17 protein-coding genes are annotated in these 17096 nt (G+C 54.3%); 8 read left to right on the forward strand and 9 right to left on the reverse strand.

The features are described from left to right. The first annotated feature begins 116 nt into the window (after positions 1-116). From QQJ87_RS02760 to QQJ87_RS02775, 4 genes are all read left to right on the forward strand, one after another. Positions 117-356, forward strand: coding sequence for a hypothetical protein (locus tag QQJ87_RS02760; RefSeq protein ID WP_284279799.1), 240 nt, complete (start codon positions 117-119; stop codon positions 354-356). Next, the gene (locus QQJ87_RS02765; protein ID WP_284279800.1) at positions 335-1099 is read left to right on the forward strand and encodes a glutathione S-transferase C-terminal domain-containing protein; all 765 of its coding nucleotides are present in this window, start codon (positions 335-337) and stop codon (positions 1097-1099) included. Before QQJ87_RS02760 ends, QQJ87_RS02765 begins: the two co-directional genes overlap by 22 nt. 83 nt (positions 1100-1182) lie before the next feature. Then, positions 1183-1506, forward strand: coding sequence for a cupredoxin domain-containing protein (locus tag QQJ87_RS02770; protein WP_284279801.1), 324 nt, complete (start codon positions 1183-1185; stop codon positions 1504-1506). Positions 1507-1509: 3 nt separating this feature from the next. Further along, the gene (locus QQJ87_RS02775; RefSeq protein ID WP_284279802.1) at positions 1510-2340 is read left to right on the forward strand and encodes an FTR1 family iron permease; all 831 of its coding nucleotides are present in this window, start codon (positions 1510-1512) and stop codon (positions 2338-2340) included. Here the strand turns inward: QQJ87_RS02775 and QQJ87_RS02780 are convergent. Genes QQJ87_RS02780 through QQJ87_RS02790 form a run of 3 tightly spaced genes read right to left on the reverse strand, consistent with a single transcriptional unit; the run spans position 2301 to position 5114 of the window. After that, on the reverse strand, positions 2301-3971 hold the full coding sequence (locus tag QQJ87_RS02780; protein ID WP_284279803.1) for a serine/threonine-protein kinase: 1671 nt from the start codon (positions 3969-3971) through the stop codon (positions 2301-2303). The genes QQJ87_RS02775 and QQJ87_RS02780 overlap by 40 nt on opposite strands. 2 nt (positions 3972-3973) lie before the next feature. Next, positions 3974-4558 carry a type VI secretion system-associated protein TagF gene (tagF, locus tag QQJ87_RS02785; RefSeq protein WP_284279804.1) on the reverse strand — a complete coding sequence of 195 codons (585 nt, stop codon included), beginning with the start codon at positions 4556-4558 and terminating at the stop codon, positions 3974-3976. Between the two features lies 1 nt (position 4559). Then, the gene (locus tag QQJ87_RS02790) at positions 4560-5114 is read right to left on the reverse strand and encodes a type VI secretion IcmF C-terminal domain-containing protein (protein WP_284279805.1); all 555 of its coding nucleotides are present in this window, start codon (positions 5112-5114) and stop codon (positions 4560-4562) included. 78 nt (positions 5115-5192) lie between these two features. Between QQJ87_RS02790 and QQJ87_RS02795 the strand changes: the two genes are divergently transcribed. Further along, entirely contained in the window at positions 5193-6755 is a 1563-nt protein-coding gene (locus tag QQJ87_RS02795) for a hypothetical protein (protein ID WP_284279806.1), read from the forward strand. Between the two features lie 103 nt (positions 6756-6858). After that, complete coding sequence (locus QQJ87_RS02800; RefSeq protein ID WP_284279807.1) at positions 6859-7278, forward strand: MAPEG family protein; 420 nt, start codon at positions 6859-6861, stop codon at positions 7276-7278. 4 nt (positions 7279-7282) lie between these two features. Here QQJ87_RS02800 and QQJ87_RS02805 read toward each other — a convergent pair whose 3' ends face one another. From QQJ87_RS02805 to QQJ87_RS02820, 4 genes are read right to left on the reverse strand one after another with little or no spacing between them, the layout of a single operon-like run. Beyond that, the gene (locus QQJ87_RS02805) at positions 7283-8137 is read right to left on the reverse strand and encodes a hypothetical protein (protein WP_284279808.1); all 855 of its coding nucleotides are present in this window, start codon (positions 8135-8137) and stop codon (positions 7283-7285) included. Positions 8138-8146: 9 nt separating this feature from the next. Further along, positions 8147-8923, reverse strand: coding sequence for a hypothetical protein (locus tag QQJ87_RS02810; RefSeq protein WP_284279809.1), 777 nt, complete (start codon positions 8921-8923; stop codon positions 8147-8149). A 20-nt stretch (positions 8924-8943) separates the two neighbouring features. After that, positions 8944-10713, reverse strand: coding sequence for a hypothetical protein (locus tag QQJ87_RS02815; protein ID WP_284279810.1), 1770 nt, complete (start codon positions 10711-10713; stop codon positions 8944-8946). 15 nt (positions 10714-10728) lie between these two features. Then, positions 10729-13158, reverse strand: a complete 2430-nt coding sequence (locus QQJ87_RS02820) for a hypothetical protein (RefSeq protein WP_284279811.1) — start codon at positions 13156-13158, stop codon at positions 10729-10731. A 488-nt stretch (positions 13159-13646) separates the two neighbouring features. On the opposite strand from QQJ87_RS02820, the gene QQJ87_RS02825 reads away from it, so the two are divergent. Together QQJ87_RS02825 and QQJ87_RS02830 are read left to right on the forward strand one after the other, a co-directional pair. Continuing rightward, on the forward strand, positions 13647-13988 hold the full coding sequence (locus QQJ87_RS02825) for a DUF4870 family protein (RefSeq protein WP_284279813.1): 342 nt from the start codon (positions 13647-13649) through the stop codon (positions 13986-13988). 10 nt (positions 13989-13998) lie between these two features. Next, a complete protein-coding gene (locus tag QQJ87_RS02830; RefSeq protein ID WP_284279814.1) occupies positions 13999-14517 on the forward strand; it encodes an NlpC/P60 family protein in 519 nt (172 codons plus the stop codon). Here the strand turns inward: QQJ87_RS02830 and QQJ87_RS02835 are convergent. Together QQJ87_RS02835 and QQJ87_RS02840 are read right to left on the reverse strand one after the other, a co-directional pair. Continuing rightward, positions 14414-14938 carry a DUF1850 domain-containing protein gene (locus QQJ87_RS02835; protein ID WP_284279816.1) on the reverse strand — a complete coding sequence of 175 codons (525 nt, stop codon included), beginning with the start codon at positions 14936-14938 and terminating at the stop codon, positions 14414-14416. The genes QQJ87_RS02830 and QQJ87_RS02835 overlap by 104 nt on opposite strands. After that, complete coding sequence (locus QQJ87_RS02840) at positions 14935-17067, reverse strand: TRAP transporter permease (RefSeq protein WP_284279818.1); 2133 nt, start codon at positions 17065-17067, stop codon at positions 14935-14937. The genes QQJ87_RS02835 and QQJ87_RS02840 overlap by 4 nt, the downstream gene beginning before the upstream one ends. Positions 17068-17096 lie beyond the last annotated feature (29 nt).

The raw sequence follows: 17096 nt of genomic DNA on the forward strand, positions 1-17096 counted from the left end.
ACTGTATATTTTGGCGTTAAATCAAAATCAAATGGCGTATCCTGGTGTGGTGGCTGTGTTTGCCGGGTTTAGTAACCCCCTTGCTGACGGTGTCGTTGATCAATTCAAGGTGACAAATGGGCAAACCCTCGGTGATTTCTACAGCAGGATGGTCCGGCGGTGTTTTGAATATGCATGGTTTGGAGGTGTCATCCAGCACCGGAAAGCTGGAGGGATATCTGCGAAACAAGGGCATTGTGTATCGCCTTGTCCCCATGGACTATCGCGATTACAAGCGCTGTGCGAAGGCCACCGGAGTGGCGCAAATGCCCCAGGTGGAGTGGGGTGCAGGTCAGTGGTTGACCGAACCACCTTGATTATTGAATACCTGGAAAAGCTTTACGCGCACAACACGGTGACCTTGACAGACCCCTTCATGCAATTCATGGCGCAATTGCTTGAAGATTTCGGGGACGAATGGGTCAAACGGTCCTCAGTCTGCCACCGTTGGAGTCATCTGAACGATGCCAGACTCGTCAGTGCCCAATTGGCCGACTCGGTACTGGGTGATCTTGCGGTTCCCAATCCCCTTAAGCGCTGGGCGATTCTCCGTCGCCAGCGCAATCTCTTTCTCAAGCGCGCGGGTTGCACTTCGCGCACAGTTCAACGACTGTTGTCGCACTATATTCAGTTGCTTGACGCATTGGAACCTGTTTTGGCGTCACAGTCTTTTGTTTTTGGTCAGCGCCCCACGTTGGCAGACTATGGCCTGTTCGGCCCGATGTTCAGACATTTCTTCAGTGACCCCACGCCAGCCCGAATTCTCAAAAACCGGGCGCCTGCGGTACAGGAATGGATCGCCAGACTGTGGAATTGCCGGTTGGATGAACTGAACGACAAGCCGATGCCTGTCACGATGCCTGCCGCATCCAGCGTTTGCGGCAACGCTTCCATGCGCTTTCACCAGAATGTCGAAGTCAGGTGGCGGAATGGTTGCCCTCGGTATTTTCCGTGTTGTTCAATCCGGTTCCGCGGCTCATTGCGCCGCCGATTGCTGAACTGCCGCTGGGGTCGTCCAACCCCGTTTCCATCTCCGCCTAGCAAGTACCCGCCGATTTGATTGTGTGTCTTCAGGATTATTAGCTTGTGTTAGTAAATGCAAACAATTACCATTTGCGTTACTACTAACTCAATTCAATCATCATGAAAAACAGCATTCTTCTGGCCTCCCTGCTCTGCGTGTCAACTTGGGCTTCAGCAGCCAGCAATGAGTTCACCTTGACCATCAAGGATCATCTTTTCACGCCTTCGGAGCTCAAGGTGCCTGCCGGTCAGAAAATCAAACTGACTGTGGACAATCAGGACCCCACTCCCGAGGAGTTCGAAAGCCATTCCCTGAAGCGCGAGAAAGTGATCGCGGGGCGCTCGAAGGCGATCATCCATGTGGGTCCCTTGAAACCCGGTCGTTACGAATTTTTTGGCGAATTCAATGAAGCCACGGCCAAGGGCGTGTTGATCGCGGAGTAAATCATGTTGGCAGCTGCAATCATACTTTTTCGTGAAACCCTGGAAGCGGCCTTGATTCTTGGTATTGTGGCCGCCGCAACGCGCGGGGTATTCGGCCGCGGCCGTGCGCTGTGGATGGGCGTGGGTCTCGGTCTGGTCGGCTCGGTGCTGCTTGCCGCTGTCATGGGGCAACTTGCCAACATGGCAGACGGTTTGGGTCAGGAGCTGTTCAATGCCATGGTGTTGGGCATTGCAGTGTGCATGCTGGCCTGGCACCACATCTGGATGCGCTCACACGGGGCCGAACTGGCGGGACAGGCCAAGAAGGTCGGTGCGGGTGTTCGTGATGGCGCGGTCGGTTTGTCCGCCATCGTGGTGCTTATTGCCTTGACCGTGTTGCGCGAAGGGGCTGAGAGTGTGATGTTCCTTCAGGGCATTTCAAGTGCCAGTGATCAGGGCCCGGTTCAGATGCTGATGGGCGCGTTCGCCGGCATTTTGACCGGTGGCATACTGGGTTGCCTGCTGTACGCGGGTTTGGTGAAAATCCCGCTCAAATGGTTTTTCTCGGTGACCGGTGTTTTACTGGTTTTGCTGGCGGCCGGCTTGTCCAGTCAGATGGCGCGGTTTTTGGTGCAGGCTGACTTGTTGCCGACACTGGTCACGCCTTTGTGGGACACCTCCTGGTTGCTTTCGCTGGATTCCCTGCCGGGCGCGATGTTGCATGTGCTGGTTGGTTATGACCCAGAGCCGTCAGGCATTCAGGTGGTGTTTTATCTGGCCACCGCCTTGGCGATTGTCGTAGCGGCCCGCTGGGTTCAGGGCACTTCACGCACAGCAAACCAGGCGGCTGTGTAACGGTTTTCGCAGTCTGCACGGTTCACACACTCTGGTTGACCAATCAGGTTTTCCGGAGTGGCGTTCAGCCTTTGAACCAGACCAAACCCGTACAGGTCGGTCATTTGCAGCGCGTCGTATTTGCGCGGCTCAGTGGAAACAAGAACGAGAAACTCGTCTTTGCCGGCAGGGCCCGTGGTGTCAAGGGGGTCATTGGCCGGTGGTAAGGACAGCGATTGACCTGCGGCCAGAAACAACCGGGGGGTGCGCTTGTTCGGGATGAGCTGCACCAGATTGCCATCGGTGGTGAACACATACACGGTGACATAGCCACTGAGTAGTGATTGCACCGTGAAATTCAGATGGCTTTTCCCGATGGTCAGCGTGGGGCTTGTGGCGCGTGCCGTCAGTTCCTCGCCGTGGGTTAGTCCGTTAATGATTCGTCGAAAGGCGTCGAATTCGGGCAACTGTTCTTGGGGGCGAACAGCTGTCGCCGAGGGAGGCAAGGTTTGGCTTGCTGGACGGGGCGCTGCCTGGGGTTTCCTGCCGGCGGCTGGGGATGGCTTTTTGCCATGAAGCGGTTGCCTCTGCAATATCCAGTGCGGCACCAGTCGGGTTGCAGCAAAACTGAGCAGGCACAGGATCACGAAACTTGCGACCAGCAACACTGTTTTGCGGCGCGGTCTTGATGTCATTTCGTTGAATTTTGCAGATGTGGGCGCTTCATTGGCCGTAATGTCCAACACAAACTGTTCCATGCTCACGGTGCGGTCTTCAGGTTTGACCGCCAGCGCTCGGTCGATGGCTTGTAACAAGTGGTTTGAATAGGGTAGGGTCTGCTCCGTCAGGCGGAGGTAGTTGTCCTTAACCATTCTACCCATGGCCGAGGGCGGCACTTTGCCCGTCAGCATCCAGTGCGCAACGCTGGCCAGCGCGTACACATCGGTCCATGGGCCTTGTTTCAAACCCGGTATTTCAGCGTATTGTTCCACCGGTGCGTAGCTGGCTTTCAGGATCACTGTCAGTGCTTCGTTCATTTCCCCGATGGTGCGGCGCGCGGCGCCAAAGTCAAGCAATACGGGTTGTTGGTCCGGTGTCTGAATGATGACGTTTTCTGGCGAAATGTCACGGTGAATACATTGCTTCTCGTGCATGACGCCCAGTGCTTGAGCGATGGGTATGAGTATGTCGAGAATTTCGCGCTCGGACAGGGTGCCCGCGCGTTGTTCAAGCATGGCCTTCAGTGTTTGCCCTTTGTACAAGGGCATTACCATGTAAGCAGTGCCGTGCTCTGCCCAGAACCGGTATACCTTGACCAGCGCCGGATGATCGAACTGTGCAAGCAGTTTGGCTTCATTCATGAAGCTGCCCAGGCCGGTTTCGAAGGTGTCTCGGTCTTTGTCTGAACGAGGTTGAATGCTGCCGCCCGGGTGTCGAAGTGCAAGTGTGGCCGGAAGATATTCTTTCAGCGCGACCTCGCGTTCCAGGCTGATGTCCCAAGCCCGATAGACGATGCCGAAACCACCCACCCCCAAGACTCCTCGAATTTCAAAGTCGTGCAGTACAAAGCCGATGGGCAGTGTCTGGGCGGTGTCGCATGTGGGCGCAGCCCTGTGAGGTGCCCGAAGAATGACTGTTTTGCTGTCGTCCATCGCTATTCCGTGTAGCCATAGAGTCGACAAAACTGCGCGGCATCTGGCAGTCCCTCACAGTCGAGCTGATGTGGCTCAATGCCGTCAAGCTGCAAGCTGAACCACAGTGGCTTTGGTAGTGCACTGGTCTGAAGGTCAAGTTGCAGTGTTTGTTGGTGCAAAGCAGGAAGTTCTGACAGCGCGCGGTTCAGCACCTCCGGGGGCCAATCTTCATCCAGGGTTTGGCTGCAAATGCGGTGCATGTGCTTTAGCCAGTCTTCAAAGTGGAGACTTTCGCGGCATGTGTCTGGCTGACTGTGCAGTGTTTGCAGCACAATCAAGGGGTATGCGCGACCCGCTTTGTCCACCGAAGGCATTAATACGCCCACAGCATGGGCGCTGCCCAGCGATTTGCACACGCCCGGGGGCCAGTAGAAGGCGCTCATGGGGGCAGCAAAGTAGAGCGTCAGCCATTGCTGATTAAAAAGAAGCTCGCACCTCTGCATGCAAGTCGAAATCCACTGATCCAGTTCTGCTTCCACTGCCGCAGGCATGTCTGAAGCGCAAAAGTCACCGACCGCTGGTATTTTTCCGAACCACATGTACATGTCAGAGGCTCTCCGGGCAGCGGAAGGCGTGCAAGGCGCGCATGCGAAGGGGATTGAAGGCTGAATTGGCCATGACCTCCAGCTCAAACGACTTGGCGCCCAGGTGAATGGTGGCCAAAAAGCGTTCAGGTCTGTCGGTGGTTTTGATTTGAGCGGCGTCAAACAGACGAAACAGTGCCCAAGGGCCTTTGAATACCAGGGATTGGGCGTCGTCAGAACTTCGCAATGAGATTTTGCCCGATGCGGGCCTGGCTTTCCATTGAAGACTGTGCGTGGGGTCGAACTGCATGGAGAACATGGTCAGTTTGCCATCTTGGTCCAAATACAGAACATCTTGGGGATTGCTGGATTTCACCAAGGTCAGCCGGACTGAAAAGCCAGGCTCATTGGGATTTTCCGCGAACATCACCTGTCGAATTTGGTCCGCACGTTGAAATTGGGCCAAAGCGTCGGTTTCTGGCGGACGGCTGCCGTCGCTGAGGGGTTTGAAACGCCAAGGGTCGGTGCCTGTGTCAACCAAATTGATCAGGTGACTGTCAAAAAACTGTTTGAGCAAGCCGGTCGGGCCGAACAGCCGTATGAAATCCTCTGGCAGTGTGTCGGTTGCAGAACTGGCCGCAAAAGGATATCGGTTGTGAACGGTGGTGCGGCAAGTGGCAGCCAGGGGGTGAATGACGCGTCAATCAGCGATCAGAACGATTTGCTGATTCGTGGTGCAACTGTGGCTAAAAACCTCACCATTCAGGCGAAGAATATTAGCCAGACTGATGCGGTCGCGGTTGGTCAATCGACCCGAATTCAGGCCCAGTCGATCAATCTCTCCAATCTGGACAATCAATGGGGCAGTAACGAGGTCTTAAACTCGCAGGGTGACGCCAGTCTGGCTGGTCAGAATGTGGTGTTGGGGGCCAGCAAGGTGGGCGGGAATCTTCAGATTTCATCCAACCAAGTGGCTCAAACCGGTGTTTTGTCAGTCAACGGCAATACGCTGGTTCAGGCCTCAGCCGGAGACATCAATCTGCAGTCAGCCAACGAATTGAAGGGCGCCTTGGCGCTTTCGGGTGACCAGGTTATGTTGCGCAACACACTGACCAGTCATCTGGCCTCTCTGAGCTCCAAAGGCGGCAAACTGGAGAGCGATGGTGTTCTGTATCTAGAGGGCAATGTGTTTCAAGGCGGCGGTGACTTCACTTTCCTAACCCACGTCACTCCGGCGGCGCTGTCCAGTGCCCAGATCAAAGCCATACAAATTCCAGAACTGGATGCCTACTCTGGCAAGTCCGCCGTGGATCCATTCGCTGGTGTTTCCGACCTGTCCCTCGCGTCAGCTGGAATTCAACAGACGGGTGGCGTCATACAAAGCAACGCGGGTGCTCACACGCATTTCCAGAGCACAGAAAATGCGTCCATCATTTTGAATCGATCCAACCAAATCAATGGTTTGTTCACTGCCTTGGCCGGCTCTCAATACGGCACCCAGTACGTGTATTCGTATGTTAAAGGGGCCAGCCTGGTCAGCGTGAACAATCTGGCTCCATTGTCCACCGATCGCAATGGCATTGAGGCTGATCTGATTGCGATTCGATCCAATGGTTTGTCCACGCTGGATGACTCTGTGTTGCGTGCACGTTTGCCTTACAACGACCTGTTGGTGGGGGCTTCTCAGTCCTATCCAGGTTTACTTTTGTCCATTCCTGTAGACAGTGCAAATCGGGTCAACAACAACGGCTTGTTCGAGTTTGGCGCGCAGCAGTCGGGCAACAGCACCAAGGGGGCGATCAATGTGGAGGTGGGCAACCCGGCTCTTCCAGGGCTTGGCGGCTTCACCACCGTACTGCCGTTCCAAGGGGCTGTGGTTGCACCCGACCAGTTGGTGTTTTTAAGGGGGCCGAAAGTCAATCGTCTGTATTCGTTCTATTACGACGGGGCTGGCAATGTCACGCGCATTCCTGTTAGCTACAACGGTTACATTGTTCTCAGCCCACAAGAATCGGCAGCACTGACTTCGTCACAGGGCTCCGTCAATTTGGCACGTCAAGAACAACAGCAGTCGGTCGTCAGAACCGAAAATGTGTCAGGTCAGGTGATCAACGGCGTCATCATGGAAGTGGGCACCGGGCGACCCGCCACAGAGGGCACTGGTGGAATTGCCAAGCCTGCAACCTGTGGTTCAAACAATGCAGACGGTGGCTGTTAAACCGTTCTTTTTCCAAAAAACGGGATGGTCTCTGGTTCGTTACGTATTTCCTTCGGTTATGCTGATTTAGGTACATAAAATCACAACCGAAGGAGACACTGAAATGACCACCACTGCATTGGCTGTATTGGCGTTTGCCGCCTGGCACCTGTTTTTGACCGGCCTGATCTGGGCCTCAAGAGCCTTCTTGATTGTTACAACCGGAAAAGCAGCCAACAGTTTTAAACCCGATGGCACAGACGTGTCGCCATTTTCAGCGCGTCTGTGTCGGGCACATGCCAACACCTATGAAAACGCGCCTTACATTCTGGGTTTGATGTTGCTGGCTTTGGTGACCGGCCACGGTGCAATCACCGATGGCTTGGCTCTGGCTGTCGTAGGCGCTCGGGTGCTTCAATCCTTGATTCACCTGGCTTCAACCAGCGTAATGGCGGTTCAGGCCCGCTTTCTGTTTTTTGTCATTCAGTGGGGCATCGCCGTGTACTGGGCCTGGAAAATGTTCAGCATGAGCACCGTGGCCTGATCCATTAATTGCCGCTTTTTCCCAGTTTTTGGGCCCGGGCAGCTTTGTCTTTGTCCGAGGCCCAAATCACCTCTGGAAATGCCAGGGTTCTCAAGAGACCGATCAGCATCCACATGTAGGTCACCGAGAACAACACGGCACACACCATCGACACATATTCAAACGAGTGGGCTACGTATTTGATTCCCCACCAGCTCATGACGTCAGTCAAACAGGCAGCCAAACCGATCGGAAAGATCCACTGGTACAGTTTGATGTGATTGAACTGCATTGAAAACGGGATACCGACGATGAAAAACGCGGTTGTGAATCCGAACAGGTGGGCGTGCGTCATGACGATCAGTTTGCCCAAGGACATGCTGGCTACAAAGTCGGCTGAACTGCCAAAAAACTGCAATTGATACCAAAGTTCGGACGCACCAAATGCAAAGGCAATACCGAACAGCACCACCGCCAAGGCCATGCCCCGTTTGGCTGCAGGCGGAAAATTGCGCAGGTTGATGTCCACTGAGTGTTTGTCAAACGGAATAAGACGCCAGGTCAGCAGCAGAATGCCCACCATGAAGGTCAGCAGCGCAGCTGGGCCCCCTACGGTCAGCCACTTTGACTTCTCGGGTGGAAGAACAACAATGTCCTTGCTTTCAACGGGTTTGTCGCTGAAGAAATTGAAATCGTCCGCCTTGCCGGAAGACGGCGCTTCACTGGCTTGGGCTTGGCTGGCCAATGGCTGTTCAGCGTGGGCAAGCTCTAAGCCGTGCTGCTGGGTTAGTCCAAGTCCAACCCCCACGCCGAGGCCGAGTACCAGCGCAATGATGCAGCGTTCCAGCAATTTGCTGATCAAAATTCCAAATCGGGTCATGTCAAATCCTCAGGCATTTTTCAGGCGAACATAAATCAGCGTACCTGCCTTTTTGACGGCTTCGGTAATGGCGGCATTCAAATCGTTGCCTTTTGGCGCAGGCAACTTGTCCAGTTGAATCCCTTTGAAGGTGTCATAAATGCTGGCCTTTTCAGCGGCCTTAACCTGTCGAGTGTTGATGGGCTCAACCTTGGTGACCGTCAGTGTTCGGTCTGTGGTTAACATCAAAAAGAAAGGCTTGCCCTGAAAGTCAGCCTCGAAAATCATGGCAGTGCCCGCCGGGCGCTTGTCTTTCAGCGGAATGTATATCGTGTTGTTGTCATGCTGGCCCAGTTGCGCACCCATGGCTTTTGCGCGCTCCACATCCGCATTGGTCAGCAGTGCGTCGCGTGGCAAATATTCGTGAACCCCCGGGAATTGGTCCTGCACCTGTTTGGGTATCAGGCTGGAGACATCCAGCCATTGGCCTTTGTTGTTGGGGGTCGACTCTTTGTTGCCAGGGTTCGATTTTGCCATCGCTTCAACCCCGTTTGGAAACCCATCGCCATCGGCGTCTTTCCCCTCAATGGCCTTCAATGCAGCCGCTGACTTGCCAGCCGATTTGAATTGGTTGCCATAGGCATTCAGCGGCGAGCCGCCACCGTCACGATGGCAGGCGATGCAGGCTGGAGTGTAGCCGTATTGCTGTTTGTACCAGTTGGCAAACAGGGGTTGAGCCTGAACCTGTGTCCACAGCAAACCAGTCGCCAAAACGAGGCTGGCTTTGCCCAGTGACTTGCGAATCATGTCTGTCTCCTTGTGTTTGATCAGAACCCGAACATGTTGGGGACGGTGTCTCTCATTTTTTTCAGCAATTCCGGGTTCTTCTTCAATTCTTCAGACAATGCTGCATATTGCGCTGAATCCCGGGGTGGCATCAGCATGGAGGCTTTGTCGGTGCCTTCATAGCGAGCCCAGTCCAGCGCGTCGCGAATCTTGCTCTTGTCTTGCACGTCTTTCAGCACCAGCGCCTCAGTGTCAGCGCCCATGAAATTCAGCCGCTTGGATGGGTTTCCCCTGTGGCACGAAAAGCAGTAGGTCTGAAAGGGGTGAAGCGGTGAATTCGCGCTCAGCTTCAAGGGCGGTGCCCCGCTGGCAATGGGTGGCGACATGTCTTTGGTTTCGGTGTAGGCGTACTGCAGGTTTTTGGGGCCGGCAGGCAATCCACCCTCGGCCAGCAGGGCCTGAATCAGCTTCACCCTTTCAAACTGATGCACGCCAAACAGGGTGTCAGGCAGGCGGTCCACTGCTTTTTCCAGCGTGGCAAGGTCTCCATGGGCCGCCTGCATCAGGGTGTCAATGTCACTCTCTGTCATCAAACTGGCCACGCCGTAGACACCGTCAATTTGCTGGGCCGAAATTTCGCGCTTTGGACTGCGCTTAGTCAAGGGGTCCATGTTGACTGGCAACTTGGGCAGCTTGTCGAAGGCGTCCAGGTCCTCGTTGTTTTTTGCACCATCGCCCAGTTTGATGGACGGCATCGACACCTTCCGTATCCAGCCTTTGATGCCGGCCTGCTCCGCCACCGGATTGCGGTTCACAAGATCACTTTCAGGCACAGAGATGACGGTGTTCCCAAGGGCGGCCATCTGTGCCTTTCGCAACCGTTCAACCAGTGGGCCTTCTTCTTTGAAGTCGCCCGGTGCCGCCTTGTAGCGCAAAGACAGCTTGAACATGTCGCGCCGGCATTGCACAGACATTGAATCATTGCCACATCCATCCAGCCACAGCTTTTGGGTGGCCGCAAAGAAGTTGCCCACATCGGTCAATTCATCAAACCGTTCGGGGTTGCCCAAAGGCACTGCAGTGGGCAAACCCAGATAATGATTTGGGTCAAGCCCGGCGGCCTTGCGCGCCTGTGCAATGGCTTGCTGGGTTTCTGGCTGCGCATTGGTTTCATTCCAGGGGCGCTGCGGGAAAATGGGCGCACCACCCTGGTGGCAGGTCATGCATACCTGTCTGGGGGCATACACCAGTTTGCGGGCACCGGTTTCCCGATAGTCTTGCACCAATTGGAATTCATAGCGACCAGCCGCCTCGTTGTAACTGATCACCTCGATTTCATGGGCGTTCTCAACGAATCCGATGAAAAGCTGGCCGCGTGTATTCACTCCAAGGCTGGCCGCGCTGTTGGGCACCTGAAAATCAGCAGCCAGGAGCACGCGGGGGTGTGCGTCATCGGCAAGTCCTTTCAGCAGGGAACGCCCGTGGGGCAACATCACGGCAATCGGAGCTGAGCCGTCCGGGCTCATTTTTTGAAGCGCTTCAACCAGTTTTGGAAACGGGTAGGGCACCCCGTTGTTTTCTGCGGCAATGTGATCGAACAAAGAACGCGTGCCCTCGGGGGGCAGGTTTTCATTGGACAGCACCTTGCGGCTAACCGCCAGTTTCTCGTTGATCAATGCGCCGGCGTTGGCCTTGGCCAGGGCGGCAATGTTGGTCTGTGAAATCGGTTCATCCGGCGACACCCATCGAACCAGAGACCACACTGCCACTCCAGCCAACACAGCGCCACCCAGCCAAACCGATTTCCTCATTTCACGCTCCAGCAATCACATCAGTTTCAGGAATTCCCGCAAGGCCATCTTGTCAGCCGGCGACAATGACACGCCGAACTGGTGCCCCTTGTTTTCAATGCGGTCGTCGCATTTCTGGGTCAAAGGCTGATGTGGGTTGCTTGATGTGAAATCTGCAATCGGCCTGCCCTTGGCCACTGGCAGTTTGATCAGGCCACCCTGGTCTTCCTGAAGGGCCAGTTTGATGTCCGTGTCGGTGGTCGAGATCTTCTGTGGACGGTGTGGGTTCACCTTTGGATCGTCGCTCATCAACAACTCGTTGAATGACTCCTCAAAGGCCTTGATTCGGCCTTTTACGGTGGTGTCGGGCGTGCCATCCGGCAGCCTTGGCATTTCCCCGATCGCATTGTTGTGCAGGAACGGCGCTGTTGCCCACACTGACAACAAGCTGATGTTGCGCATGTAACCCGGGCCGCCTGTGATCTCGCGTTCCCCAATTTTCATGCCGCCAACCACGGGCACCATGCGGTTCAGCACCACGTCCACCTTGCCGGGCGACTTGCGGTTCTTGTAGTCTTCCGATGAAAACTCTTCAAAGATGTGGCCTTTGTTGTGGTTGTCATGCAAGGCCCGGCACATGTTCGTGCCGATGATGTTGAACGGCGTGGGTTCGTCATTGCCCAGCCAGTCCTGGCCGAACACCTCTTTTTCAACAAATTGCTTGGGTCGCAAATTGCCCTGTTGGTCTTTTTGCATGTACTTCGCGATGAACTCAGGCGAATTGCGCTCTGCATCCGTGAATTCGTACTTCCAGAATTGCTCGCTGCCGAACACATGGCCTTCGTAGAAGCGGGCCAATGCGTCTTTGTCTCGCCGAATGTTTTCAGGGGCGACCTTGGATGAATGACAGCTTGCGCATTCACGGGCGAACACCTTGCGCCCCTGCGGCACCTTGGTCAGGTCGATGTACTTCATGCCGGGGGTGCCGTCTTTGTCCACTGCATTCAGCAGATAAGTGGGGCCACCTGTGACCAGGAACGAAGCCAGGTCTTCCATTTTTGCGTCGGCGTAATTCCAGGGTTCGCACTGGGCTGCGCATTGTTTGATGCGGAAGGGCGTTTGATGAGATTTTTCACCAAACAGAACGCCGGGTTTTGGAAAGTGTGGCGCCCAGCATTCCTCGGTGCACATGCCAATGTTGACATACACACGGATCAGGGCCAGTCGGTCACCCACAGAGTCCTCACCGCCTTTCAACACGTGCTGGGTCAGGCCCTTTTTGAGCTGCCCCGTGACTGGGTCTTTCATCAATTCTTCAAAAACCCTGCGGTTCTGGAAGTCCATGATGTTGTTCTGGGTGCCCGGGTTGTTCTGGAAGTCATTGGCCACCAGTGAGGTGTCAATGGTGCCCGGTCTGCCTGCACGCAGCACTTGCCGAACCACGGCGTGTGGGTCGGTTCCCTGGAAGAACATCAGGGGCTGCACGATGTGCTGGTTGCCAATCGTGGCTGACAGGTTGTCCCAAGTGGGTTTGTTGGGGTTCAGTGGCGGATTGTCAGGGTTAAATCCGACGTGGCATTGCACACAAGGGTGACCAATCACGTAGCGCATGTTTTTCTGCAACTCGTCCTTGCGGTAGGGCGATGCCTTGGGGTCGAACACCACTTTGCCACTGGCGTCTTTGGTGGGGTCTGCGTAGTACTTTCGATAACCCAATACACCCGAGCTGTGAGGGTCTGGGCACTTGTCCCAATAATTGGTGCTGGCATCGCCCTGCACACAATCTGGGTCGTTAATCAGGCCGTACTTGCTGAAGCGCTGGTTGCGCTCGCGCGTGTCAAGCCAGGGGTAGAAAATCTTGTCCTGTCCACCTGCCACCCTTGCAAAATGCAGATAAGGCTCGTCCTGGTTGCCAAACGTTCCCTTGAACCAGACATCTCGTCCGCGACGAACCTGCTCTCGCAAGGCTTTGGCTTTCGCGGGGTCTTTGGCTTCCACGTCTTTGAACAATGAGTTCACGTAGCGGCAGCCCTCTGCGTCATAACCGGTGGGCTGTGGTTGATCGCAGGGTGGGGGTGGAAGCTGGGGAATGGGCACATACTTCCAGGTAATCGGACCCTGAAATTCGTGGGTTTGAGGGCTCGTTCCCTTGTCCCACACCTTTTTGGCCGCCAGGGTGTTGTAAAAGTTTTTTTGGTACCAGTCCAGATTGGCGTTCAGTTGTGGCGTGCCTTGGTAGATGCCCAGAGGCAGGATGTTCCGCTTTGCCAGATCTTCCAGTGATACGGAACGCAGCGTTTTCCGGTAGGGCGCATTGCTGACCGGGTATTTGCCCGCGTCTGGCCAGTGCTCACCTGAGGTGTCAATGACGTCGGTTTTCTTGGGAATCTTGACTTCTTCTGCCTGAACCGCAAACAACGTGGTCGCACCCAGCAGTGCGATAGTAAAAGACAACATGGGACGCATGGTCACTGTCTCCCGGGCGGGTAAATGTTTATAAGAATAAGGGCGGACTACGGACGCCTTGATTTGTATACTCAGTGTAAGTGGATAGCGGATGCACTGACAAGATCGTTAAAAGTCGTACAAAACGCCCCGAATTGGATCTAAATCGACGAAATTCACACCAGAAGGGAAGGCTGATCCAGCCGGCTTCAATTACTAAATATCTTTTAAAACAATGACTTAAGTAATTATTAATGCTCGCCATGCAACTTTGTAAAGTGCTTTAAATTCCTCAAAAATCATCCAAGTACTTGAGTTAACAAATGTTTTGACTAGACGATTCATTCGAATGACTTGTGAAGATTACAAAAAATAGTGTATTTTTCATTTTCCGTAATTATTCTGACAATGTGGCATTCCAGATCTCTCAATCAGGACAGGCGCCACTTTCAAAAATGTCAGGGTCATGGACTACAATCAAGGTTTGACTTCTCAAGAGGCGAGCCTTTATGACATCCCCCTACGACAGCCCTTCCGAAGAAAGTAACCGCACGCTGGTGCTTGTTGCCTACCTGCTGGGTATTGTTGGCATGTTCACTGGCTTTCTCACCATTCTGATTGCATTGGTCATCTGTTATGTGAAACGTGGCGACTCAGTCGGGTCGATTTATTACAGCCACTACGACTGGCTGATATCGACATTCTGGATTGGCACATTCTGGTTTGTGATCTGCGTAGCCACCTTCTTTCTGGGTCTGGGCTTCTTGCTGTATGGCATTTTGTGCATTTGGCTGGTGTACCGTTTCGTCAAAGGGTTGTTGCGTTTTTCCGAAAAACGAGCCGTGGTTTGAGGCCGCATCCATGCCTTGGTTGTTGAGGTTTTTGCCTGTGGTGGGTGTTCTGTGGCTGGCCGCGTGTTCCAGCATTCCCCTGCCGGGTTCAAACGGTCGAACCCCTTTGACTCAAAATGAAAAGGAAACGCGGGCTGCACTTGTTCGCGAGTTGGATGAATGGCGAGGTACGCCTTATCGTCTGGGTGGTGAATCCAGACAGGGCATTGATTGTTCCGCTTTTGTGCAGCGTACTTTCAAAGACCAATTCAATGTTGTTTTGCCTCGCACCACTTCACAGCAAATGCATGTTGGCACTGAGGTCAACAGGGGAGAACCCCTGCTGGTGGGCGATCTGCTGTTTTTCAGAATTGGTTACGTGGGCAAACACGTGGGCATTTATCTCGGCGAGGGTGAATTCATGCACGCCTCAACGCAGGAGGGCGTCACTGTAAGCGTACTGAATGATCTGTATTGGAAGAAGACTTTTTGGCGGATAAGACGGGTGATTGACCTTGCCCCGTCTGGCATTGCCCGGGCACAACCTTGACGTTGTCAAAAGTACCTGGCGGCAAATCGAGATGTTTGCCCTCCGAATTCGGATTTTCGATTTCAGACCTGGCGTTTTTCAAGTCAAGTTCATAGCATGTGGGTGTGTGCCCATCGTCTAGCTTGCAGAGCTTCCAGGCCGACGGTGTAAACCCCGACACCGCCAGGTTCAGCTCAGGTACACGCAGTTCAGGCTCTGGTTTCCAGACATACCAATTGCCCACCAGTTTGGCGTTGTCGGCGGGGTCTATACCCGCACCGCTGCCTTGCACCTTCACTTGTTCCTCGACCAACTGCCCATTGTCGACTCGCCAGGTTTCGGACCATCCAAATTTTTCAACCGAATGGGTCCATCCCAGCGAAAAGACGGTGGCGGAAAGCGCAATCAGCGCCTTGCCGCCGTAATAGACGCACACACTCATGCTGCAGAGTGGCCCAAATTGGCGCCAGACTTCATGGCCTTGTTGTGACGCCATACAACCACGGCAAACACGATGGCCAATACAAAGCCGATCTGGTCACTGATCGGATAGGCCGCGATCAGTGCCGCTGCCGCTGCAAAGCCAAGCAGCCTGTGAGGCACTGTCAAACGTGTACCCAAAAAGCCGATCACGGTTGCACCCCAAAGCGCCATCGCCAACAAAGCCTTGATGACAACGTAGATGACTGCAGGCAAGTAGCCGATTTGCTGCGCAAGCGCACCACCATCTTGTAGCATCAATGCCGGCGTGTAGACCGCCATGTAGGGCACCACAAAGCCGGCCGCTGCAATTTTGATGGCTTCCATGGAAATTTTCAGACCACTTTCTTTGGCAATCGGGGCTGCGGCGAAGCACGCCAGTGCCACAGGGGGTGTAAGGTCAGCCAGAATGCCAAAATAAAACACAAACATGTGGCTGACGATCAACGGCACACCCAGGCGTTCAAGCGCGGGTCCTGCGATGGTGGATGTGATGATGTAGTTGGGAATGGTTGGAATGCCCATGCCCAAGAAAATACAGGTCAGCATGGTCAGCACAAGCGACAAAAACAGGCTGTGTGCACCCACCCCCACCACAAACTCGCCGAAAGTGTTGGCCACGCCGGTGAGCGTCATTGTGCCAATGATGACACCAACCATTGCGCAGGCCACACCAACCGGTAGTGCAGACTTGGCTCCTTCCGCAAGGGAATCGCGGCAGGCGACAATGGTTTCCCGGCCCCCTTTTCTAAAGAAATTGATTGCAACCAGCGCCGCAATTGCACCGGCAAATACCCAGATTCTTTGGTGCTGGGGAACGTAGTAAACCAGGCTGGCGCAAATGAGACCCAGTCCGATCCAGAACATGAATCGAATGACGGTGCTTGGTAATCCAATCGCAATCGAGGAGCCCAAAATCAGCACCACAGTGAAAACCAGGCCGACAGTGCCAGCGAAGAGAGGCGTGTACCCAGCAACCAGCAACCAGACGAGTGCCGCCAACGGGATGATGAGGTACCACTGTTTGACGATTGCATTTTTGGCTGAAGGCAGTTTCTCTTTGGGCATACCCACCAGCCCCTGTTTGCCCGCTTCCAGATGCACCATCCAGAATGCGGAAATGAAATAAAGAACCGCTGGAATAATGGCCGCTTTGACAATCACGTGGTATTCAACGCCCAGTGTTTCCGCCATGATGAAAGCCACAGCGCCCATCACGGGTGGCATGATTTGCCCACCCATGGAGGCCGTGGCTTCAACGCCGCCCGCAAAAGCCGAGCGATAGCCAAAGCGTTTCATCATGGGGATCGTGAACTGGCCGACCGCAACCACGTTGGCCACACCCGAGCCCGAGATCGTGCCCATAAATCCGGATGCAACCACCGCAACTTTTGCAGCACCGCCCTGTGCGTGGCCAACCAGGCCGAGAGACACGTCCGTAAAGAGCTTGATCATGCCGGCTTTTTCAAGAAATGCGCCGAATAAAATAAACAGGAAAATGTAGGAGGACGATACATAGACGGGGATGCCGTAAATGCCCTCTGTGCCATAGGCCATTTGCTCAATAATTTGAGATGAGGCATATCCGCGCGTGTCCAGCGGCGCTGGCAAATATTGACCAAAAAAACAGTAGGCGAGAAACACGCCGCAGATGATTGGCAAAGCTGGCCCCATGATGAACCAGGTTGCCAGAAAGACCGTGGCAATACACAGGGCACCCATGTAGAGGTCGAGCTGATTGAGGTCACCGGCGCGCAGCATCAGCTGGTTGTATTCAATCACCTGATAAGTTGCAACCGCTACACCTGCGAGCGCAAGTAGCCAGGCAAGTGTTTTTAGGGGTGCTGTTTTGTTCAGCGTGATAAAGGGAAATCCGAGAAGCATTAGAAATCCAACGTGGCAGGCCCTAATGACCTGACTGGGAAGATCCAGGTAGTGACCTGCGGTTGCGATCTGGAATGCAGAAAACATCAAGGCGATCAGAAACAGCAGCTTTCCCTCAAAAGACAGGGGGAAAGAGCTGACAGCCTCACCATGGCCGTAAATGTCCGAATCGGAGGGGTGGCTGGAAGCAGTAGCAGTGTTTGACATGTCGGAAAAAGCCCCTTTGAGGGGCTCCA

Source organism: Limnobacter litoralis (assembly GCF_030160455.1).
Classification (GTDB): domain Bacteria; phylum Pseudomonadota; class Gammaproteobacteria; order Burkholderiales; family Burkholderiaceae_B; genus Limnobacter; species Limnobacter litoralis.